Raw genomic sequence first — 22,185 nt, forward strand, 5'->3', positions numbered from 1 at the left:
GGACCGTTTCCGCTACTTCGCCTGGGCGATGGCGGCGTCGATCTCCTTGGCGGTGGCCGCGAGGCCGGCCGCGAGATCGGGCTGCTTGCCGGACTCGTAGTCGTAGCCGAGGTTCTGCAGGGAGGCGATGTAGCCGCTGCCGTTGACGGCCGCCGGGGTGGTGCCCGAGTACTGGTTCTTGGCGACGTCGATGAAGGTCTTGAAGTTCGGGTCGTTCGTCAGCTTCGGCGAGTTGAGCGCGTCGAAGGTGCTGGGCACGTTGTGGATCGCGTTGGCGAAGCCGACCACCGCGTCGGTGTCGGTGGTCAGGTACTTGACCAGCTCCCAGGCCGCGGCCTGCTTCTTGCTGCTGCTGGCGATGCCGACGATGGTGCCGGTCTGGTAGCCGCGGCCGTAGGTGTCGGCCTGGTCGTCCGGGACGGGGAACGCGGCGGTGGCCCAGTCGAAGTCGGGCTTGTTGTCGGCGAGGGCGGCGGTGCGCCACTCGCCGTCGATGGCCATCGCGACCTGGCCGGTGAGGAAGGGGTTCTTGGCGCTGAACTCCTCGCCGAAGGTGGCGCGGTACTTCTCCAGCTTGGTGTAGCCGCCGAGCTGGTCGACCATGCCCTTCTGCCACTTGAGCATCGCGGCGACCTTCGGGTCGGCGGCGACGTTCGACTTGCCGTCGGCGCCGAAGTAGGTCGGGCCGTACTGGCCCAGGAAGTGCTCGGTGGTCGACTCGTAGCCGTGGTACAGCGGCATGAAGCCGAGCTGCTTGTAGCCGTCGCCGTCCGCGAGGGTCAGCCGCTTGGCGTCCTCGGCGAACTCGCTGAAGGTCTTCGGCGGGTTGGCGATGCCCGCGTCGGCGAAGGCCTTCTTGTTGTAGTAGAGGCCGTAGGCGTCGCCGAGCAGCGGCAGCGAGCACTGGTTGCCCTGGAACTGCGTGTAGTTGAGCATCGCGGCCGGGAAGGTCTTGACCGGGTCGATGCCGCTCTTCTGCAGCAGCGGCTTGAGGTCGGTGAACGCCTTGGTCGAACAGAACATGCCGACGTTGTTGGTGGTGAAGGAGGAGACCACGTCCGGCGCGTCGTCGCCGCCGGCCCGCAGGGCCTGGTTGACCTTGTCGTCCGCGATGTTGTCCACGGCCTTGACGTGGATGTTGGGGTGGGCCTTCTCGAAGGCGGCGATGTTGTCGTTGATCGCCTTCACCTCGTTGTCCTGGCTCCAGCCGTGCCAGAAGGTGATGGTGACGTCCTTGCCGCTGGCCGAGTCGTCGCTGCCGCTGCTCTCGCTGCTGCCGGTGCAGGCGGTGGCGAGCAGGGCCAGGACGGCGGTGCCGGTGACGGCGGCGATCGTGCGACGGCCTCTGCGGGAGGTGGTGGAGTGCACTTCGAGGTCCTCCTGGGGGTGCGCGGGCAGGCGTCATTGCCTCGGGGCCCGCGTTCGGGGGTGGGGAGAGGTGGGTGCAGGGTGCGTGCGGGGTGGCGGGCGACCGGGGAGCGTCGGCGGGTGGGCGTCGGTGAACGTCGGTGAGCGTCGGTGGGTGGCTGTCAGTGGGTGGAGAAGACCGCCTCGCGGGCGTCCGCCAGCGCGCGTTGCAGGGCGCCGAGCAGGACGGGCGAGCCGGGCAGGGCACTGCTGCGGACCTCGGGCCGGGCGATGGAGAGCCTGGCCAGTTCGTCCTCGACGAGGGCGCGCAGGCGTTCGCCGCCCGCGGTGGGCACCGCGCCGGAGAGGACCACCAGCTGGGGGTCGACGACGGCGACGATCGCGGCCAGTCCGACGGCGAGCCGGCCGGCCAGTTCGACGAGGAAGGCGTCGCCGGCGCCCGGGGTCTCCAGGGCCTTGGCGATCGAGTCCTCGGCGGTGGGCGCGCCGAGCCCGTGCTCGCGGGCCAGGGTCCGGACGGCGGGTGTGCCGACCAGCTCCTGGAACCCGCCGAACTTGCGGCGGCGCACGTCCCGCGCGACCGGTGAGCCGGGCACCGGCATGTAGCCGACCTCCCCGGCGCCGCCGGTGAAGCCGCGGTGCAGCCGGCCGGCGATGACGATCGCGGCGCCGGTGCCCGCACCGGCCCAGAGCAGGACGAAGTCCTCGGAGCCCCGCGCCGCGCCGGAGGCCTGTTCGGCGACGGCGGCGAGGTTCACGTCGTTCTCGATCGACACGGGCGCGCCGATCGCCTCGGACAGCTCCTCGACCAGCCGCGGCGAGTGCCAGCCGGGCAGGTGGGAGGCGTAGCGCAGCTTGCCGGTGACCGGGTCGGGGGCGCCGCCGACGCCGATCGCAGCGGTGCGCAGGCTGCCCGCGGCCAGCCCGGCGGCGCGGACGGTCTCGGCGACGGCGGCGGCGACCTTGGCGACGGTCTCGGCGGCCGGCACGCCCTTGGTCGGCACGGCGTGCTCGGCCAGCGTGGAGCCGGTGATGTCGGCGACGGCGACTCTGATCTCGCTGTTGGTGACGTCCAGTCCGGCGACGTGGCCGGCGGCCGGATTCACCTCGTACAGCTGCGCGTTGGGGCCGGGTCCGCCGGCGGTGGTGCCGACCGGCAGGACCAGTCCGGCCGCCTCCAGGCGGGCCAGCAGCTGGGAGGCGGTGGGCTTGGAGAGGCCGGTCAGGGTGCCGATCTGGGTGCGGGAGAGCGGTCCGTTCTCCAGCAGCAGTTCGAGGGCGGCGCGGTCGTTGATGGCGCGCAGCAGGCTGGGGGTGCCGGCGAGGGGGGCCTTGGCGGTGGTCTTGGTCACGCGCGAAATCCTCCTCTTCCGGCTGGTGGGGGGAGCGACGAGGGTGAACCCTCGGATTCGGGGAGCCGAACTGTTAGGAAAGTTTCCAGTCGCTTGGGAAGGACCGTACGGGCCCCGTCAGCGGGGTGTCAATGGTCCGCGGCCCGGAGGATGCCGAAGCGTTACCAGGCAGCACGAAGCCCCGTTCCCAAGGGTCTTGGGAACGGGGCTTCGCGCTGCCGGGCCTGGGGGCGCCCTACGGCTTCGCGAGGTCGTCGGCCGGCCTCGGTGCCGGTATCGGCTCGGTCGCCCGGTACCGGGGCGAGGTCGGGTCGGACAGCGCGGACGGCGGCGCCGACTCGGTCGCGGGGGAGATCACCACCCCGGTGGCCGGGGCCGTCGTCGCCGCGGCGGCCACCGGCGCGGCCTCCTCCTTGACCTTGATCCCGGCCTGGTCGAAGGCCGTCTTCAGGCGCTGGCGCAGCGCCCGGGACACCGCCGGCGCCTTGCCCGGCGCGGTCCGCGCCTCGATCCGCACCATCACCGAGTCCGCCGCGACCGACTCCACGCCCAGGATCGACACCGGCGCCCAGACCAACTCGTCGTACGGCGACTCCTTGGCCAGCGCCTCGGCCGTCTCCTGGATCAGGTCCTCGACCCGCAGCAGGTCCTCCTTGTACCCGACCTGCACGTCCACCGAGGCGGTCGACCAGCCCTGGCTCATGTTGGCGATCCGCTTCACCTCGCCGTTGCGGATGTACCAGATCTCGCCGTTGGCCCCGCGCAGCTTGGTCACCCGCAGGCCGACCTCCAGCACCGTGCCGGCGGCCACCCCGGTGTCGATCTCGTCGCCGACGCCGTACTGGTCCTCCATGATCATGAAGACCCCGGAGAGGAAGTCCGTCACCAGGTTGCGGGCGCCGAAACCGATCGCCACACCGGCCACACCGGCGCTGGCCAGCAGCGGCGCCAGGTTCACGCCCAGCGCGGACAGCACCATCAGCGCGGCCGTGCCCAGGATGGAGAACGACGCCACGCTGCGCAGCACCGAGCCGATCGCCTCCGACCGCTGCTGGCGCCGCTCCGGGTTCACCACCCCGGTGTTGGCCAGCAGCCCGCCGAGCCGGCTCTCCTCGTGGTGGTCGTGCGAGCGCGCCATCCGCGTGATCAGCTGGGTGATCAGCTTGCGCACCACGGCGCGCAGCACCAGTGCCAGCAGCACGATGAAGACGATCCGCACCCCGCCGGCCAGCCAGCCCTGCCAGTGCGTGTCGAACCAGCTGGCGGCCTGCTTGGTGGTGTCGCTGACCTCCTGCGCGCTGGTCGGGATTCTCAGGTCCAGCTGCGGCAGCTGCGGCGCGGTCGGGCTGGGCGCCGGTGTCGGAGTGGAGAGCGTCGAGGACGCGTCGGCGATACCGGTGGCGCCGGAGCGGAACACGTGCGGGCCTTCCTGCAAGGGGGCGTGGCGGGCCCGCGCCGCGGCACGCGGCCCGCGGACCGTCCGCCTCAGCCTAACCGGCGCCGAACACCCGACCGGACACGCCGAAGGGCGTACGGAGCAACGCGAACGCCCCGTCAGCGCACCGGTGCGCTCCCCCGGACGACGGGGTCGACCGCTGCTCCGACCGGCCGAGCGCTCCCCCGGGAGGGCCACGGGCGGCACCCCGAGGGCACCCGGGTGCAACCCGACCTTCCCCAGGGCATACCGGCTATGACAGAAGCCACACCCGAAGTTCACACCAGGTCCGTTACACAGGAGTGGTGGCGCCGTACAAAGGCGTAAGGCGACACTGGGGGAGATCGCGCACCAGTTGTGCGATCCAACCGCTCGTCCCGGCGCGAGCCACGCGCCGCAGGCGTCCAAGGAGGCATCCGTGCCGCATGTCCTGGTCCTCAACGCGTCCTACGAGCCACTCGGCGTCGTATCGATGCGCCGCGCACTCATCCTGGTCCTCAACCACAAGGCGGTCAGCCTGGAGGACTCGGAAGTCACTCTGCACAGCGCCACCAGCGCCCTTCCGGCGCCGTCCGTCGTCCGCCTGACCCGCTTCGTCCGGGTCCCGTTCTGCGGGCCCGTCCCGCTCACCCGCCGGGCGCTGTTCGCCCGTGACCACGGCCGCTGCGTCTACTGCGGGGCCGCCGCCACCAGCGTCGACCACGTCATCCCGCGCAGCCGGGGCGGCCAGCACCGGTGGGACAACGTGGTGGCGGCCTGCCGCCGCTGCAACCACACCAAGGCCGACCGCCACCTCACCGAACTCGGCTGGCGGATGAAGCGCCCACCGGCCCCGCCCAGCGGCCTCGCCTGGCGGATCATCGGCACCGGTATCAAGGACCCGCGCTGGCGCCCCTACCTGGAGCCGTACGGCGGCTCCGACCAGTTGCGCGCCCCGCAGTGGGGCGAGTACGAGCACCTCGACCATACCGAGCAGGGCCTTCCCGTCCCGCTCGGCCGGGCGCACTCGGCCCACTCCGCCCCCGTCCGCCGCGGTGAGCAGCCCGAACCGCTCTCCGCCTGACCCCGCTCCACAAGGGCCAGCCCGTCATATTGTCGGTACGCCTCATGGGCCGCCGCGCCCCCCACCGGGGAGCACGGCGGCCCGCCGCGTTGTCCGCTGGGGAGCGCGGCGGCTACTTCTTCGGCGGCGCTGTCCCGCCCGTCGTGCCGCCTGTCGTACCGCCCGGAGTCCCGCCCGCCGGGGGCGTGGCCGGGGCGCTCGGAGCGGTCGGAGCCGTGGTCGGGGCCGTGGGCGCGGTGGTGGGCGCGGTGGTGGCGCCGCCGTCCGGCTGGGCCGGGGGGACGGTCGGCGGCTGCGGCGGGGCGGGCGGGGTGACGGCGTACAGCTCGACGCCCCACAGCGAGTAGCCGTACTTGTTGGCCCGGGCCACGCCCTGCACCCGGAGGAACCGGGCGCCCGGCGCGTCGAAGCGCACGGTCTCGTCGCCGCCCCTGCCGTTGTCCACCGTCGCCACGTCGGTCCAGGTGGTGCCGTCCGCCGAGACCTGGAGCCGGTAGGCGGCGGCGTACGCGGCCTGCCAGTGCAGCACCGCAGCGCCCAGGTGGGTCGTCTGCGGCAGTTCCAGCTGCACCCAGGCGTCGTCCTTGGCGGGGGAGGACCAGCGGGTCTTCGGGTCACCGTCGGTGACCGCCGCGGCGGGGAAGTTCGGCGTCTCGTCGCCCGAGGAGGTGGCCTTCGCGTGGAGCGCCAGGTCCGGACCGCTGGTCGGCGGCACCACGCGCACCTGGAGCACCTGCTTCACGGTGGTGGCGCCGGCCACGAACTGCACCGGCACCTGGTACGTCCCGAACGGCGTCCCGGGATCGGCGCTGACCAGCAGCGGCACGCCGATGCGGCCGCCGCGCGGCACGGTCACCCCGGCCGCCGGGGTCACGGTCAGGCCCTTGGCCGCGGCCGGCACCTCGGTGCGCAGCTCGCCGCTGGTCCCCTCGGGGCGGCCGGCCTCGACGGTGGCCCGGGTCTGGGCGGGCGCGGCGGCGCCGGTCACCACGTCCAGGGTCGGGTCGGACAGGCTGAGCCGGGCCGCCGGGACGTCCGCGTACCAGGGGATCACCTGGTTGACCACCGGGGGGTCGCCGCCCGGCTTCCAGGTCAGCCGGAACGCGTCGGCGGCCTGCCCGCCGGCCGGCAGCTCGTTGTAGCCGGGCTGCACGGTGCCGATGTCCGTCCAGCCGCCGTCCGAGCGGCGCACCGAGACGGTGGCGGTGGCGTGCACGCCCGGGTCGGTGAGCACGGTGAGCCGGTCGAGCGGGCGGGCGGCGCCCAGTTCGACGGTGAGCGGCTCGTCCTGCGCGGTGGGCGGCTTGGCGGCCCGGTACGCGGTGTCCGGATTGCCGTCCAGCACCGCGGACGCCGAGGAGCCCGGCAGCGCGGCGGGGCCGCCGGTGACGCTGGCGGGGGCGTCGTCGGGCGCGGTGACGGTGAACTCGCGCACCGCGACGGCGGTCTTCTGGGCGGCGGTGGCCCGCAGCCGCACCGCCCGCACCACCGGGCCGGCCGGCAGCTTGGCGCTGACCGACTTCTGGTTCTTGACCACGGCGAGCTGCTTCCAGCCGCCCTCGCCGGTGCTGTACTCCAGCACGCCGTCGTGGAGGTAGTCGTCGACCGCGCTCCGGCCGTCCGGCCCGTTGCCCCAGGAGCCCATCAGCACGGTGACGGCGCCGACCGGGCGCCCGCCGCCGAGGTCGACGCCGACCGCGTCGCCGGGCTGCGGGGGAGCGGAGCTCCAGTAGAACGTGTCGGCCACGCCGTCGGTCATCAGCGCGGGCAGGTGGTCGTGCGCGGTGCCCATGGTGGTGGTCGGGGTGATCCCGCCGCCGGCCACCCCGGCCCAGTTGTCGGCGGCCTGGACGGCCCGCTCCAGGAACGGGGCGAGCACGTCCGCGCCGATCGTGGCCGGGCTCTGCGCGAGCTGCTCGCGCAGCCGGTTGAGCTCCACCCGGGCCTTCCAGGCGGCCGCGCCGTCGCCGCCGTGCTGGGCCAGCAGCATGTCCAGCGAGGACTGCCCGGCCAGCCCGTAGTCGTGCAGCGGGGCGAGCCAGGGCGCGGCCTCGGCGGCGAGCTGGGCGGTGGCCTGGGTGCCGGCGAGGGTCTGTTGGGCGGTGGCCATCGCGGCGAAGGCGTCCCGCAGGGGCGCGGCGGCCTCTATCAGCTTGGCGAGGTCCGACGCGGTGCCCGAGGTGGGCTCGGCGGCGGCCCAGAACCGGTCGAGCAGCGGTGTCAGGTAGCCGGACTCCTGCTTGGACAGCGGCGAGGAGGAGCTGTTGCCGGCCAGCGCGGTGACCGCGGACAGGGCGGTGCCGACGGGCGTGCTGCCGGCGCCGGTCGGGCCGGCGAGCGAGCGCACCGCGGCCTGCCAGGAGTCCTCCGGCCGGTAGCCGGCCGGGTTCCAGGCGAAGTCGCCGGCCGTGGCGAGGGCGATCCGGGAGGCCACCGGCTGCTGCATGGCACCGGTGAGCATCACCGCCGAGCGGGTGGCCACCTCCGGTTCGCGCCCGGTGTAGGCGCCGAGGAAGAGCCGGTCCGGGCTGGCGTCGTTGACCGGGTAGTTGTCCATGGTGACCAGCGGGTGGCCGTACAGGTCGCCGGTCTCGGCGGCCTGGGCGCCGGTGATCTTCTCCGGGATCACCCCGCCCCCGCTCCAGGCCACCTGCACGCCGTCCGGCAGCGCCGCGGCCAGCGCCTTGCGGTACGGCGTGACGCCCTGCTTGTGGTACTCGGTGGGCACCACGGACAGCGGCGCCAGGCCCGGGTTGCGCGCGATCAGCCGGTCCCGCACCTTGGTCACCAGCGCGGCCTGCGCCTTGGCGGCCGCGGCCGGGCCGGTGCCGTACGTGTCGCGGTCGTCGCCGCAGTGCCACTCGTCGTAGCTGACGTCCAGGAACTGGAGCTGGAAGGCGGTGAAGCCGAGCTTGCGCAGCCCGTCCAGCTTGGCCACCAGCGCGTCCACGTCCTTGCCGGAGCTGAAGCAGAGGGACTGCCCTGGGTCGATCGCGTAGCCGAGCGTGACGTGGTCGCGCCGGGCCCGGCCGCCCAGTTCGCGCAGCTCGTCGGCCTGGGCGGCGGGGTAGGCGTCGCGCCAGCGGGAGAGCCGGAACGGGTCGTCACCGGGGGCGTAGAGGTAGAAGTTCTGCTTGGAGCGGCCGAGGAAGTCCACCTGGTCGAGCCGCTGCTGCGCCGTCCACGGGCTGCCGTAGAACGCCTCCGCGGTGCCGCGCACCGGCGCGCCGCTCGGCCAGTCCCGCAGCGTGATCCCGGGCAGGCCCAGCCCGGCGACGCCCGGCGCCTGCCCCTGCCCGGCCGGGACGGCGGCAAGCAGCTGGCGCAGGCTCTGCGCGGCGTAGAAGGTGCCCACCGCATCCGCGCCCGCCAGCACCACCGCGCCGTACGTCCCGCCGCCCTGGGCCGGCAGCTGACCGACCGACAGCACGTACCCGCCGGCCGGCATGCCCGCGGTCGAGGGGGCGGCGCCGTCCTTGTCGCCGGCCGCGGCGGACAGTGCGCGCAGCGCCCGGTCCGTCCGGCCGTCGGCGCCCTCGGCCGGTCCGCCGACGTACACCACCAGCGACCCGGCGGCCGGCGCGTCGGCGTCCGGCTCCGGGGTCACGGTCGTCGCCCCGGCGACCTCCAGCACCTCCCGGACGGCGTCCAACGCCCCGAGGTCCGCGTCCGGCGCCGGCACCAGCGTCACCGCGGCCGGCACCGCGACCGGCTTGCCGGCCACCGTCTGCTCCTGCGGCCGCGGGAACACCTGCGGGTTCGTCATGCTCCCCAGCGGCGTCTGCGGCGCGCTGCTCACCACGTCCGGCCCCGCCGACGCCGCGTACGCCGCCGACGGCATCGGCCCGGCCAGCAGCCCGCCGACCACCGCCGCCGCCGCGACCCCCGCCGCGATCTGCAGGGTCCGCCGCCCCGGCCGCCCCGCCGCCCGCCGGGCCCGCTCCGCCCGCACCGACGCCAGCAGCGGTTCCGTCCCCTTGAGGCCGGCGATCAGCCGGTCCGCCGTCCTGGGCGCCAGTTGACGGCACGTCCGTGCCGTGGCCCGCCGCGCCGCCAGCGCCGCCGGGTGGTACAGCACCTCCCGCAACGCCGCACTCCGCTCCAACCGCTGCCGCAGCCGCCGCCCGGCCACAACGGACACTCGGGCTTCCACAGGAGCCTCCTCGCCAGGCCTGGACCACATCGCCGCAACCCCACCAGCTACCCAACCCGGTGTCAACGCGGCCGCCCGCTATGCCGGGTCTGCCCCGGTTCGAGCATTCGGTCCGGGGTCGCGGCAGCCCCCGGCCGCCAGGCCGATCCGACCGCGCGGTCGTGTCGCGCAGCGTCGTCGGGCCGTCACCCGGGTAGGACTGTGGTCGTCCTGACCAGGCGTTGCCGAGACATCGCAGGAGCCGCGAGTGGCCGCTTATCTCGACCGTGACGGAGCCGACGGGCTGAGGGTGCCGATGCAGGACGCGCCGCCGCCACCGCCCGAACTGGTGGCGCTGGCGCAGGCGTACGGGGTGGACACCCGGTACCCCGGGCCGGGGGGTGTGACCGTGGGGGCGCGCACGCTGGTCGCGGTGCTGGGGGCCCTGGGGGTGGCGGCGGGGACGCCGGAGCAGGCGCGCGAGGCGCTGGAGCGTCACCGGGCCGCGCAGCAGGCCCGGTTGCTGCCGCCCTGCGTGGTGGTCCGTCAAGGGCGGCGGACGGCACTGGACGTGCCGGCCGACGCGCGGCTGCACGTGGAGCTGGAGGACGGCGGGGTGTGGGAGCTGCCGCGCGGCCACTCGCACTGGCTGCCGCCGGACCTGCCGCTGGGGCGGCACACGCTCAGGGCGGAGTGCGGCGAGGGCAAGGCCCAGGCGGCGCTGATCGTCGCACCGGAGAAGCTGCCCCCGCTGCCCGGCTACAGCTGGGGCTTCCTCGCCCAGCTGTACTCCGTCCTGTCCGACCGTTCCTGGGGCATGGGCGACCTCGGCGACCTCGCCGAGCTGGCCCGGTGGGCGGGCGCCGGCCTCGGCGCGGGCTTCGTCCAGATCAACCCGCTGCACCAGGCGCTGACCGCCGCCCCCGCCGCCCCCACCGACCCGTCCCCCTACCGCCCCTCCTCCCGCCGCTTCGCCGATCCGGTGCACCTGCGGGTCGAGGCCGTCCCCGAGTACGCCTATCTGACGGGCGACCAGCGCGCCGAGGCGGAGGAGCTGGGCCGCCGGGCCGCCCGGCTGCGCGACGAGGTGCTGGGGCACGACGGCCTGATCGACCGGGACGCCGTCTGGGTGCTCAAGCGCGAGGCGCTGGAACTGCTGCACGAGGTGCCGCGCGGCCCCGGCCGCCAGGCCGCGTACGAGGCCTACCAGCGCCGCGAGGGCGACTGGCTGCGCCGGAACGCGCTGTGGAACGCGCTCGCCGAGGTGCACGGCGCCGACTGGCACGGCTGGCCGAAGGGGCTGCGTCACCCGGACGGCCCACAGGTGGGGCGCGCCTCCCGGGAGCTCGCCGACCGGGTCGAGTTCCACCGCTGGCTCGCCTGGCAGGTCGACCAGCAGCTCGCCGAGGCCCAGGGCGCGGCCCGGCAGGCCGGCATGCCGGTGGGCCTGATCCACGACCTGGCCGTCGGCGTCCACCCGGACGGCGCGGACGCCTGGGCGCTCCAGGATGTGCTGGCCGGCGGCATCTCCGTCGGCGCCCCGCCGGACGCCTTCAACGCCCACGGCCAGGACTGGGGCCTGCCGCCCTGGCGCCCGGACGCGCTGGCGGCGGCCGGCTACACCCCGTACGCGGAGCTGCTGCGCGCGGCGGCCCGGCACGCGGGCGCGGTCCGGATCGACCACGTGATGGGCCTGTTCCGGCTCTGGTGGGTGCCGGACGGCCACCCGCCGACCGAGGGCGCGTACGTGCGCTACGACGCCGAGGCGATGCTCGGCGTGCTGGCCCTGGAGGCGCACCGGGCCGGGACGGCGGTGATCGGCGAGGACCTGGGCACGGTGGAGCCGGGCGTCCGGGAGGAGCTGGCGGCGCGCGGGATCCTCGGCACCTCCGTGCTCTGGTTCGAGCGGGACTGGCAGGCGGCGGGGGAGATCCTCGCCCCGGACCGCTGGCGCCCGGGCTGTCTGGCCACCCTCACCACCCACGACCTGCCGAGCACCGCCGCCCGGCTCTCCGGCGAGCACGTCGAGCTGCGGCACCGGCTCGGGCTGCTGGTCCGTCCGCTGGGCGAGGAGCAGGAGGAGGCGGTGGCCGAGCTGGCGGACTGGCGGGCCGAGCTGACCGCGCGGGGGCTGCTCGCGCCGGGCGAGCCGCTGTCGATGCCGGTGCTGTACCGCTTCCTGCGCGCGACCCCGGCGGAGCTGGTCGGCGTCTGGCTGCCGGACCTGGTCGGCGATCCGCGCCCGCAGAACCTGCCCGGCACCTGGGACCAGTACCCGAACTGGCGCCTGCCGGTCGCCGACGGCGCCGGCGACCCGGTCACCCTCGACCGCCTGGCCGCCACCCCGGCCGCCCGCCTGCTCGCCCACCTGCTGGCCCCGCCCGGCGCCCACCCCGCCGTCTGACCTCGCCGTCCGACCCCGGCACCTGATCCCGGCACCTGATCCCGCCGCCTGACCCCGGCACTGCGGACGGCCCCCTTCCGGAAGGCAGACCCCGACGCGCGGGGGGTCATAAGCGGCGGGTAAGTTGGAAACGTGGACAAGAGGAACGCTTTGCGAGCCGGCGCGGTCTCCGCAACGGTCACGCTGATGATGCTGCTGTCGTCGCCCGCCATGGCCCTCACCAGGGACGACGGCGACGACCCGGGTCCTGGCCTGAGCGTCGGCCAGACCATCGGGCTGTACGTGCTGATCCCGATCGCCGCCTTCGTGATCATCGCCGCCCTCGCGGGCCTGCCGTACGGCAAGGGCAAGGGCAAGAAGAAGTAACCACCGCGTCCACCAGGACCTGCACGACCCCGAAGGGGCACCGGAGATCTCCGGTGCCCCTTCAGGCGTTTCCATCACCTTGACGGCGCCCGACGGCGCCCCAACGGAGCCCCGTCGGTGCCCGAAGGGACCCCGACCGGGGCCCCGACGGGCGCCTCAGCAGGTCAGCGGCTGGCGCCCGCCGCCCGGTCGACCGCCTGGGCCTTGAGCGCGCGCTCGATCCCGGCCCGGGCCTCGACGACCTGGCGCCGCAGCGCCGGTGCCGGCTCGGCCTCGGTCAGCCACGCGTCGGTCGCGTCCACGGTGGCCTGCGTGACCTGCAGCGCCGGGTACAGCCCGCCGATGATCTGCTGCGAGATCTCGTGGCTGCGGGTCTCCCAGACCTCCTTGACGGCGGCGAAGTACTTGGCCGCGTACGGCGCGAGCAGCTCTCGCTGGTCGGACTGCTGGAAGCCCGCGATGGTCGCTTCCTGGACGTAGTTGGTGAGGGTGTCCGACTCGACGACGGCGGTCCAGGCCTCGGCCTTGGCCTCGGCGGTGGGCCGGGCGGCGCGGCAGGTGGCGGCGTGCTCCTGGCCGGCCGCGGTGTTGTCGCGGGCCAGCTCGGCCGTCACGGCGGCCTCGTCGGCGCGCCCGGTGGCGCAGAGCCGGGTGAGCAGGGTCCAGCGCAGCTCGGTGTCGACGGCGAGGCCCTTGATCTCGGCGGTGCCGTCGAGCAGGCCGTCGAGCAGGCCGAGCTGCCCGTCGGTGCGGGCGACGGAGGCGAGGGTGCGGGCCCAGGAGAGCTGGTGGTCGCTGCCGGGCTCGGCGGAGCGCAGGTGCTCCTCGGCGGCGTCGGCCCACTGGGCGAGGCCCTGCTCGCGCCAGTCGGGGTCGGTGTAGGCGTCGAGGGCGAGCCGGACCTGGCGCTGCACGGACTGCACGACGCCGATGTCGCTCTCCCGCCCGATGCCGGAGAGGGCGAGCGCCAGGTAGTCGCGGGCGGCGAGTTCGCCGTCGCGGGTCATGTCCCAGGCGGAGGCCCAGCACAGGGCGCGCGGCAGCGACTCGGTGAAGCCGCCGAGGTGCTCGGTGACGACGGCCATCGAGTCCTCGTCGAGCCGGATCTTGGCGTACGAGAGGTCGTCGTCGTTGAGCAGCACGACGGCCGGGCGGTGCCGGCCGACGAGCTCGGGCACCTCGGTGCGCGGGCCGTCGACGTCGAGCTCGATCCGGTCGGTGCGCACCAGCGCGCCGTCGGCGAGCTCGTACAGGCCGATGGCGATGCGGTGCGGGCGTAGCACGGCCTCGCCCTTGGCGCCGGCGGGCAGCGCGGGGGCCTCCTGGAGGACGGCGAAGGACTCGATCTCGCCGTCGGTGTTCAGCGTGATGGCGGGCCGCAGCACGTTGATGCCGGCGGTCTCCAGCCAGGCCTTGGACCAGGTCCGCAGGTCGCGGCCGCTGGCCTCCTCCAGGGCCCCGAGCAGGTCGGCGAGCCGGGTGTTGCCCCAGGCGTGGCGCTTGAAGTAGGCCTGCACGCCCTGGAAGAAGGCGTCCTGGCCGACGTACGCCACCAGCTGCTTGAGCACCGAGGCGCCCTTGGCGTAGGTGATGCCGTCGAAGTTGACCTGGACGTCCTCCAGGTCGTTGATGTCCGCCATGATCGGGTGGGTGGAGGGCAGTTGGTCCTGCCGGTAGGCCCAGGTCTTCATCTGGTTGGCGAACGTGGTCCAGGAGTTCGGCCACTTGGAGCCGGGGGCCTCGGCCTGGCAGACGGCCTCGGCGAAGGTGGCGAAGGACTCGTTGAGCCAGAGGTCGTTCCACCACTCCATGGTGACGAGGTCGCCGAACCACATGTGGGCGAGCTCGTGCAGGATCGTCGCCGCGCGGGCCTCGTAGGCGGCGTCGGTGACCTTGGAGCGGAACACGTACTGGTCGCGCAGGGTGACGGCGCCCGCGTTCTCCATCGCGCCGGCGTTGAACTCCGGGACGAACAGTTGGTCGTACTTGGCGAACGGGTAGGGGAAGTCGAACTTCTCCTGGAAGTAGTCGAAGCCCTGCTTGGTGACGGCGAAGATGTCCTCGGCGTCCAGGAACTCGCGCAGCGAGGGGCGGCAGTAGACGCCCAGCGGCACCTTCTGGTCGCCGTTCTCGTAGGTGTCGAAGACCCCGACGTACGGGCCGGCGACGAGCGCGGTGATGTAGGTGGAGATCCGGCCGGTGGGCTCGAACGTCCAGACCTGCGCGGCGCCCTCGCCGACCGGGGTCGGGGTGGGCGAGTTGGAGACCACGACCCAGCCGGTGGGGGCGGTCACGGTGAACGCGAACGCGGCCTTCAGGTCGGGCTGTTCGAAGGAGGCGAAGACGCGGCGGGCGTCCGGCACCTCGAACTGGGTGTACAGGTAGGTCTCGCCGTCGACCGGGTCGACGAACCGGTGCAGGCCCTCACCGGTGTTGGTGTAGGCGCAGTTGGCGACGACCCGCAGCTCGTTCTCGGCGGCCAGGTTCGGCAGCGGGATCCGGCTGTCGGCGAAGCTCTCCGGGTCGAGCGGCGCGCCGTTGAGGGTGATCTCCTCGACGCTCGGCGCGACGAGGTCGATGAACGTGTCCGCGCCGGGGGTCGTGGCCGTGAACCGGACCACGGTGGTGGACCGGAAGGTGCCTCCTTCGCGGGCCGAACTCAGGTCGAGCTCGATGTCGTACGCGTCCACGTGGAGGAGGTCGGCCCGGGTGCGGGCCTCCTCGCGGGTCAGGTTGGTGCCGGGCACTCGCTGCACTCCTTCGTCAGGCTGATGGGGCGAATCCTCCCATGACCCAACGGACGGGCTCCCGGAATAATCACAGGCGGGGCGGGAACGGACAGATCGCCCGTTCCCGCCCCGCCAGTACGGGCCCGAGGGCCCGCGTTCGAGGAGTGCTCAGCCCTCCGGTGTCACTTCTTCCACTTGGTCAGCGGCGCGTCGGAGCTGCCGCGGCGGAAGGCGTACACCGCGCTGCCGTCGCTGGAGAGGACGTACTCGGACATGCTCATCCCGATGTCCAGGCCGTTCGGCATGGCCATGGTGCCGAGGTCGGTCATCGAGCCGTCGGCCGGCGAGAGCGTCACCAGCCGGGCGGGCTTGTTGTAGCCCTGGCTGACGATGGCGCGGACCTTGCCGTCCTTGTCGGTGCCGGACACCAGCCGGATGTCCTGGTTGGACGTGGCGCTGGCGGCGGACCAGATCCGCTTGCCGGTGGTCAGGTCGTACGCGTTGACGGCCGACTTGGCGCCGGTGATCTGGGCGTACAGGGTGGTGCCGCTGACCACGTTCTGGGTGTAGGCGTCGGACTGGCCGGACAGCCGCAGGCTGTCCGCGCCGGGCTCCTTGACCGACATCTGGTTGCCGGGCTTGTTGCTCTTGTCGAACGGCAGGATGTAGTCGCCGTTGGGGCCGCTGCTCATCAGCAGTACCAGCGGCTGGTCCTGGACGACCTTGTCGATCCGCTCGATGCTGCCGGTGAGGGTGATCGGCGTGCTGGCGGCCTTGCCGCTGTCGGCGTCCACGACGACCAGCTGCGACTTCGGGCCGGAGCCGCCGTAGCAGCGGTCGCTGACCGCGATCTGGCTGCCGGCCGCGCGGCCGTAGAGGCTGCAGTCCTTGTCGCGCGGCTGGAACTGCCAGGCCGCCGAGCCGTTGTCGATGTTCAGGCCGCCGACCACGTTGCCGCCGATGGCGACCACCTTGTCGGTGACGCTGAGCGTCGGCGAGGACATCCGGTCGGTGGAGACCTTGACGCTCCAGAGCAGCTTGCCCTGGCTGACGTCGACGGCGCCGATGGTGGAGCAGTCGCTGTCACCGGTGTTGAAGGAGACGGCGGCGATGTTCTTCGAGTTGGTCGAGTAGGAGGCGGTGCACACCTCCTTGCTGCCGGCCGGGACCGGGATGTTCCAGGCCTCCTTGCCGTCGGAGGTGTTGTACGCCCGGATGCCGGTGCTGTCGGCGCGCACCGCGACCTTGTCGCTGCCCCAGATGCCGAGCAGCTGCGAGCCGCTGTCCCCGGTGGCGGCCTTGGGGGCGTTCCAGGCGATGTTGTAGCCGGCCCCGCCGGTGTTGCCACCGGTGCTGCTGCCGGTGGTGCTGTCGGCGGTCGGGGCGTTGGTGACGGTGCCTCCGGAGGTGGCGGTGCCGCCGGACGTGGTGGTGCCTCCGGAGGTGGCGTTCGGCGTGGGGTCGGGGTCGTTGCCCTTGAGGAGCACGACCAGCCCGGCGACGATGGCGATCGCCAGGACTCCGCCGATGATCCCGCCCCACAGCATCACGGGGTTGCGCTGCTTGGGCGCGGGGGGCACCGGCGCGCCCGGGTAGTACCCGGGCTGCTGCTGCGGGTATCCGTAGCCGGCGCCGTAGGCCTGCCCGCCGTCCGGCGCGCCGTAGGCGCCACCGGGCATCGGGTCGTACGGGCCGACCGGCGCACCGGCCGGCGGCGGCGGAGCCTGGCTGGGGAAGGCGGCCGCGGTCGGCGCGTACGGCTGGTAGCCGGCACCGGCAGCGGGCGGCTGCGCGGGCGGAGCCGGCGGCTGGGCCGGCGGCGGCCCGGCGGGCGAGGCCGGGCGCGGGATCGCCGCGCCGTCGAGCTGTGTCATCTGGTCCGCCACGGCGGCCGGGTCCACGCCGCCGGGCGGGCGCCCGAACGAGACGCCCCGATTGTCCTGCGGGCTGCTGCCCGACGCTTCGCCTGCCCCCGGCGTAGGGTGATCCCCTGCCATCTGATTCCCCGTCATTCCTGGAAGCGTCCCCCTGCCGATACCGCCCCGCGGTCCGGGGGGACGCGTGAGATAGGGCACCATGCTAGTGGCGAGTGTTTTTCGGTCGAACCCAGGACTCCGCAGGCCCGTTTCCGTCCGTTCCCCCGCCGCTTCCGGGCCCGCCGCCACCGGCCCCCGTCGTACCTCCCAGGCCCGATCCGCGCCGATCCACGGCACAGGCCCTACCCTTCAGGAGTTGAAGGGGACGTCCGGCGGAGGGGTCCCCGCCCTGGGAGGGTGGATCATGTCGACGGACACACCGGGCTCGCAGTCGTCCTTGCACCGGGCGAACCTGGAGCGGGTGCTGCGCGCGGTGCGGACGGCCGGTTCGCTGACCCAGGCCGAGATCGCCCGCGGCACCGGCCTGTCCGCGGCCACCGTCTCCAACATCGTGCGGGAGTTGAAGGAGAGCGGCACCGTCGTGGTCGCCGACACCTCCTCCGGCGGCCGGCGGGCGCGCAGCGTCTCGCTCAGCGGGGACGCGGGCATCGTGGTGGGCATCGACTTCGGCCACACCCACCTGCGGGTCGCGGTCGGCAACCTCGCGCACCGGGTGCTCGCCGAGGAGAGCGCCCCGATCGACGTGGACGTCTCCGCCGCGCAGGGCTTCGACCGGGCCGAGGCGATGGTGGAACGGCTGCTCCGGCAGGCCGGGTTCCGCCCGGAGAAGGTGATCGGCGTCGGCCTCGGCGTGCCCGGCCCGATCGACGTGGAGACCGGCGCGCTGGGCTCCACCGCGATCCTGCCCGGCTGGACGGGCATCGCCCCGGGCCGGGAGCTGGCCGAGCGGCTCGGCATGCCGGTGCACGTGGACAACGACGCCAACCTGGGCGCGCTCGGCGAACTGGTCTGGGGGGCCGGGCGGGGGCTGAGCGACCTCGCGTACATCAAGGTCGCCAGCGGGGTCGGCGCCGGACTGGTGGTCAACGGCCAGATCTACCGCGGGCCGGGCGGCACCGCCGGTGAGATCGGGCACATCACCCTGGACGAGGCCGGGCCGGTCTGCCGCTGCGGCAACCGCGGCTGCCTGGAGACCTTCGTGGGCTCCCGCTACCTGCTCTCCCTGCTGACCCCGACCCTCGGTCCGGACCTCACCCTGCCCCGGGTGGTCGAGCTGGCCCATCAGGGTGACCTCGGCTGCCGCCGGGTGATCGCCGACGCCGGCCGGCAGATCGGCACCGGCGTCGCCACCCTGTGCAACCTGCTCAACCCGCGCCGGGTGATCCTCGGCGGCGACCTCGCCGAGGCCGGTGAGCTGGTGCTCTCCCCGATCCGCGACTCGGTGGCCCGTTACGCCATCCCGAGCGCCGCCCGCCAGCTCTCGGTGGTCCCCGGCACGCTGGGCGGCCGGGCCGAGGTGCTCGGCGCGCTGGCGCTGGTGATGAGCGAGATGGGGGAGTCCGGGGCGCTGGGGCGCGGCTGAGCCGCCGCGGCCCGGATCGCGCCCGAACATTCATTCGTCAATCCAGGGTGACGCGCGACCCCCGGGCCGACCTCCGGGAATGGCGGTAACGGGTCGGTGGCACCGGCCGCGCCGCTCGGTGTCCGGCAAGCGGACATTAGACTCGACCGGTCGGCACCGGCCGCGACCGCCGGCCCGCCGCCAGACCGGGCAGCGACGCCCGTCGGACCGCCCGCGGTCCGCGAACACTGAACGAGGAGGAACGGGTGGCCCTGCTGACCCGCATTCGGGGACCGCGTGATCTCGACCGGCTCACGCCGGGACAGCTGGCCGCACTGGCCCAGGAGATCCGGACCTTCCTGGTGACCGAGGTCGCCAAGACGGGCGGCCACCTCGGCCCCAACCTCGGCGTGGTGGAGCTCACCATCGCGCTGCACCGGGTCTTCGACTCGCCGCGCGACCGCATCCTCTTCGACACCGGCCACCAGAGCTACGTCCACAAGCTGCTCACCGGCCGCCAGGACTTCTCGATGCTGCGGATGAAGGGCGGCCTGTCCGGCTACCCGTCCCGCGCCGAGTCCGAGCACGACGTGATCGAGAACTCGCACGCCTCCACCGTGCTCTCCTACGCCGACGGCCTGGCCAAGGCCAACAAGATCCTCGGCAAGCCGGACCCGGTCGTCGCGGTCATCGGCGACGGCGCGCTCACCGGCGGCATGGCCTGGGAGGCGCTCAACAACATCGCCGACGCCAAGGACCGCCCGCTGGTCATCGTCGTCAACGACAACGAGCGCTCCTACTCGCCGACCATCGGCGGCCTGGCCAACCACCTCGCCACCCTGCGTACCACCCAGGGCTACGAGCGCTTCCTCTCCTGGGGCAAGGACGCGCTGCAGCGCACCCCGGTGGTCGGCCAGCAGCTGTTCGAGACGCTGCACGGCGCCAAGAAGGGCCTCAAGGACTTCATCGCCCCGCAGGGCATGTTCGAGGACCTCGGCATCAAGTACATCGGCCCGATCGACGGCCACGACCTGACCGCCCTGGAGTCCGCGCTGACCAAGGCGCGCGGCTTCGGCGGCCCGGTGATCGTGCACTGCCTCACCGAGAAGGGCCGCGGCTACCACGCCGCGGAGAACAACGACGAGGACCGCTTCCACGCGGTCGGCAAGATCCACCCGGAGACCGGCCTGCCGATCCAGAACGCCGGCGGCCGGAGCTGGACCTCGGTCTTCGCCGAGGAGATGGTCGCGCTCGGCCACGAGCGGGACGACATCGTCGGCATCACCGCCGCCATGCTCCACCCGGTCGGCCTCGCGCCCTTCGCCGAGGCCTTCCCGGACCGCATCTTCGACGTCGGCATCGCCGAGCAGCACGCCGTCACCAGCGCCGCCGGCCTGGCCACCAACGGGCTGCACCCGGTCTTCGCGGTCTACGCGACCTTCCTGAACCGGGCCTTCGACCAGGTCCTGATGGACGTCGCCCTGCACAAGCTGGGCGTCACCTTCGTGCTCGACCGGGCCGGCGTCACCGGCGACGACGGCGCCTCGCACAACGGCATGTGGGACATGTCGATGCTGCAGATCGTCCCGACCCTGCGGCTGGCCGCCCCGCGCGACGCCGACCAGGTCCGCGCCCAGCTGCGCGAGGCCGTCGAGGTCAAGGACGCCCCGACCGTGGTCCGCTACTCCAAGGGCACCGTCGGCCCGGCCGTCCCGGCGGTCGGCCGGATCGGCGGCATGGACGTGCTGCGCGCCGCCGAGGAGCCGGGCGGCACGCACCGCGCGGACGTGCTGGTCGTCTCGGTCGGCGCGATGGCCGCCACCAGCCTGGAGGTCGCGGACCTGCTGGCCGCCCAGGGCATCACCGCCACCGTGGTGGACCCGCGCTGGGTCAAGCCGGTGGACGCCGCCCTGCCGGGCCTGGCGGCCGAGCACCGGGTGGTCGTCACGATCGAGGACAACGGCCGGGTGGGCGGTGTCGGCGCCGCGGTGGCGCAGGCGCTGCGCGACGCGGACGTGGATCTGCCGGTGCGCGACTTCGGGATTCCGCAGGAGTTCCTGGACCACGCGAGCCGGAACGAGATCCTGGCCGAGATCGGCCTGAACGCCCCGGACATCGCCCGAAAGGTGACGGCCCTGGTCGCCAGCCTGGATGCGGCTCGGGTCGAGGCCTGAGAACGGTCCCGGAACGTGTTCCACCGACGACTGTTCGTCGTAACCCTGTAACAGTTCGTCACGAAACAAGCTGACAATCGCACCGAAAGGCGGGACCGGCGCCGCCCGCGCCGATCCCGCCCGGTAGGTTGTCATCCGTGCCCACCCCCACCCGCTTCCGCCTCGCCGGACTGGCCGAGCGCCTGCCCGAGCGCGTCCGTACCCATGTGCAGACCGGGTACTGGACGAGGCTGGTGCCGGTGCTCGCGCTGGTCGCACTGCTCACCCACATCCCGTCCTTCGCCCGGCCCGTCTGGAGCCCCGACGAGGGGTTCCTGGCCACCCAGGCCCGGATGCTGGCCGACGGCGGAGTGCTGTACGACACCGTGGTGGACCGCAAGCCGCCGTTGCTCCCCTGGCTCTACCAGGCCTGCTTCACGATCTTCGGCTCCGCCTCGCTGTGGCCGCTGCGCACCCTGGCGGTGGGCGCCCACCTGGTCACCGCGATCCTGCTGGCGTCCATCGCCCGCGGCCGTTGGGGCAACCGGGCCGGGGCCGGCGCGGGACTGCTCTACCTGCTGGTCTCCATCGGGCTCTCCCCGGAGGACACCCAGGCGGCGACCTTCGAGGTCTTCATGCTGCCCGCCATGGTGGCCGCGTTCCGGTACGCCGAGCGCCGTCGCTGGCTGGCCGCGGGCATCGCGGTGGCGCTCTGCTCGCTGACCAAGCAGACCGGCGGCGCGGTGCTGCTGCCGGTGCTCTGGATGCTGTTCCAGGACGCCCGCCGGCGCGGGGTGCGCTGGCCGCCCGCCCTGTTCAAGATCGGCTTCGGCTTCATCCTGCCGATAGCGCTGGTCGCGGTCATCCTGACCAAGCCCAAGGGCTTCCTGTTCTGGGTGGTCACCGGCAGCGGGGACTACGCCTCCTTCGGCGGCGCCTGGCTCCAGATGATCGGCCGCGCGCTCGGCAACTCGGCCATCCTGGTCGCGGCCGGGCTGGGCTTCCTGCTCCCGGTCGGGCGCCGGCTCTGGCTCAAGCACCGCCACCGGCCGCTGCCCGTCGCCGGGGAGGAGCACGGCTCCACCGGGGACCTGTGGGTCTGGCTGGCCTCCTCGGTCGTCGCGGTCAGCGTGGGCTTCCACTTCTTCGGCCACTACTACCTTCAGCTGATCCCCCCGCTGGTGCTGCTGGGCACCGGGGCGGTGGCCACCTCGGCGGTCCGCTGGAAGCCCGTCCTGGTGTACACCACGGTCGCCTCGACGGTCTTCTGGGCGCTGGCCCTGGCCTGGCCGGGGGAGCGGCTCAACCGCACCACCGAGGTCGCCACCGCGGTCGCCGCCCAGACCACTCCCAAGGACACCGTCCTGGTCTGGGGCATGCACCCCGAGCTGTACTGGCTGGCCGACCGCAAGCCCGCCACCCGCTACCTGACCGCCGGCTTCCTGACCAACTACAGCGGCGGCAAGGACGGCAACGCCAACGTGGGCGAGCAGTTCAGCGTCAGCAACGCCTGGCAGACCTTCGACAAGGAGCTCGCCGACAACCTGCCCGAGGTCGTGGTGGACGACTCCGGCATCGCCCCGTACCAGCCGGTGCTGGTCCCGCGGATCGAGAACCTGCTGGACACCCACTACGAGATGGTCGGTGTCTTCGCCGACACCGTGGTCTACCGCCTCAAGAAGAGCTGACCGCCCCCCCCGCACACGCCGGAGCCCCGGTGACCGTCCAGGTCACCGGGGCTCCGG

12 protein-coding genes are annotated in these 22,185 nt (G+C 73.5%); 6 read left to right on the forward strand and 6 right to left on the reverse strand.

The genetic code is table 11. The features are described from left to right. Positions 1-12: 12 nt before the first annotated feature. The 3 genes from AB0R04_RS06780 to AB0R04_RS06790 form a co-directional block, all read right to left on the reverse strand. Positions 13-1,368: an ABC transporter substrate-binding protein gene (locus tag AB0R04_RS06780; RefSeq protein WP_363368827.1), complete on the reverse strand. Its 1,356-nt coding sequence runs from the start codon at positions 1,366-1,368 to the stop codon at positions 13-15. 161 nt (positions 1,369-1,529) lie between these two features. Beyond that, positions 1,530-2,720, reverse strand: coding sequence for an ROK family transcriptional regulator (locus AB0R04_RS06785; RefSeq protein WP_244293469.1), 1,191 nt, complete (start codon positions 2,718-2,720; stop codon positions 1,530-1,532). 235 nt (positions 2,721-2,955) lie between these two features. Then, entirely contained in the window at positions 2,956-4,041 is a 1,086-nt protein-coding gene (locus tag AB0R04_RS06790) for a mechanosensitive ion channel family protein (protein ID WP_363369115.1), read from the reverse strand. A gap of 532 nt (positions 4,042-4,573) precedes the next feature. Between AB0R04_RS06790 and AB0R04_RS06795 the strand changes: the two genes are divergently transcribed. Next, positions 4,574-5,218 (forward strand): HNH endonuclease, encoded by a 645-nt coding sequence (locus AB0R04_RS06795; RefSeq protein ID WP_063349454.1) that lies wholly within the window; start codon positions 4,574-4,576, stop codon positions 5,216-5,218. A gap of 112 nt (positions 5,219-5,330) precedes the next feature. Here the strand turns inward: AB0R04_RS06795 and AB0R04_RS06800 are convergent, their stop codons facing one another. Beyond that, complete coding sequence (locus tag AB0R04_RS06800; protein ID WP_363368830.1) at positions 5,331-9,359, reverse strand: beta-N-acetylglucosaminidase domain-containing protein; 4,029 nt, start codon at positions 9,357-9,359, stop codon at positions 5,331-5,333. Between the two features lie 307 nt (positions 9,360-9,666). Between AB0R04_RS06800 and malQ the strand changes: the two genes are divergently transcribed. Beyond that, positions 9,667-11,754, forward strand: a complete 2,088-nt coding sequence (malQ, locus tag AB0R04_RS06805; RefSeq protein WP_363369117.1) for a 4-alpha-glucanotransferase — start codon at positions 9,667-9,669, stop codon at positions 11,752-11,754. A gap of 132 nt (positions 11,755-11,886) precedes the next feature. Beyond that, positions 11,887-12,120, forward strand: a complete 234-nt coding sequence (locus AB0R04_RS06810; protein ID WP_079135908.1) for a hypothetical protein — start codon at positions 11,887-11,889, stop codon at positions 12,118-12,120. Between the two features lie 164 nt (positions 12,121-12,284). On the opposite strand, the gene pepN is transcribed toward AB0R04_RS06810, so the two are convergent. After that, positions 12,285-14,867 carry an aminopeptidase N gene (pepN, locus tag AB0R04_RS06815; RefSeq protein ID WP_363368832.1) on the reverse strand — a complete coding sequence of 861 codons (2,583 nt, stop codon included), beginning with the start codon at positions 14,865-14,867 and terminating at the stop codon, positions 12,285-12,287. A 164-nt stretch (positions 14,868-15,031) separates the two neighbouring features. Then, a complete protein-coding gene (locus AB0R04_RS06820) occupies positions 15,032-16,723 on the reverse strand; it encodes a PQQ-binding-like beta-propeller repeat protein (protein ID WP_363368834.1) in 1,692 nt (563 codons plus the stop codon). A 406-nt stretch (positions 16,724-17,129) separates the two neighbouring features. Here AB0R04_RS06820 and AB0R04_RS06825 point away from each other — a divergent pair, with 406 nt between their 5' ends. The 3 genes from AB0R04_RS06825 to AB0R04_RS06835 all read left to right on the forward strand — a co-directional run bounded on the left by AB0R04_RS06825 (position 17,130) and on the right by AB0R04_RS06835 (position 22,128). After that, positions 17,130-18,308 (forward strand): ROK family transcriptional regulator, encoded by a 1,179-nt coding sequence (locus AB0R04_RS06825; protein WP_063349467.1) that lies wholly within the window; start codon positions 17,130-17,132, stop codon positions 18,306-18,308. 245 nt (positions 18,309-18,553) lie between these two features. Continuing rightward, positions 18,554-20,461 (forward strand): 1-deoxy-D-xylulose-5-phosphate synthase, encoded by a 1,908-nt coding sequence (gene dxs, locus AB0R04_RS06830; RefSeq protein ID WP_363368836.1) that lies wholly within the window; start codon positions 18,554-18,556, stop codon positions 20,459-20,461. 137 nt (positions 20,462-20,598) lie between these two features. After that, positions 20,599-22,128: a glycosyltransferase family 39 protein gene (locus tag AB0R04_RS06835; RefSeq protein ID WP_244293472.1), complete on the forward strand. Its 1,530-nt coding sequence runs from the start codon at positions 20,599-20,601 to the stop codon at positions 22,126-22,128. Positions 22,129-22,185 lie beyond the last annotated feature (57 nt).

The sequence above is a fragment of the Kitasatospora sp. NPDC056731 genome (assembly GCF_040687675.1).
Taxonomy (GTDB): domain Bacteria; phylum Actinomycetota; class Actinomycetes; order Streptomycetales; family Streptomycetaceae; genus Kitasatospora.

Bases quoted from the DNA above. Each gene is read 5' to 3' on its own strand.
- malQ (WP_363369117.1), top strand. From the start codon at position 9,667: ATGCAGGACGCGCCGCCGCCACCGCCCGAACTGGTGGCGCTGGCGCAG.
- AB0R04_RS06820 (WP_363368834.1), bottom strand. From the start codon at position 16,723: ATGACACAGCTCGACGGCGCGGCGATCCCGCGCCCGGCCTCGCCCGCC.
- AB0R04_RS06825 (WP_063349467.1), top strand. From the start codon at position 17,130: ATGTCGACGGACACACCGGGCTCGCAGTCGTCCTTGCACCGGGCGAAC.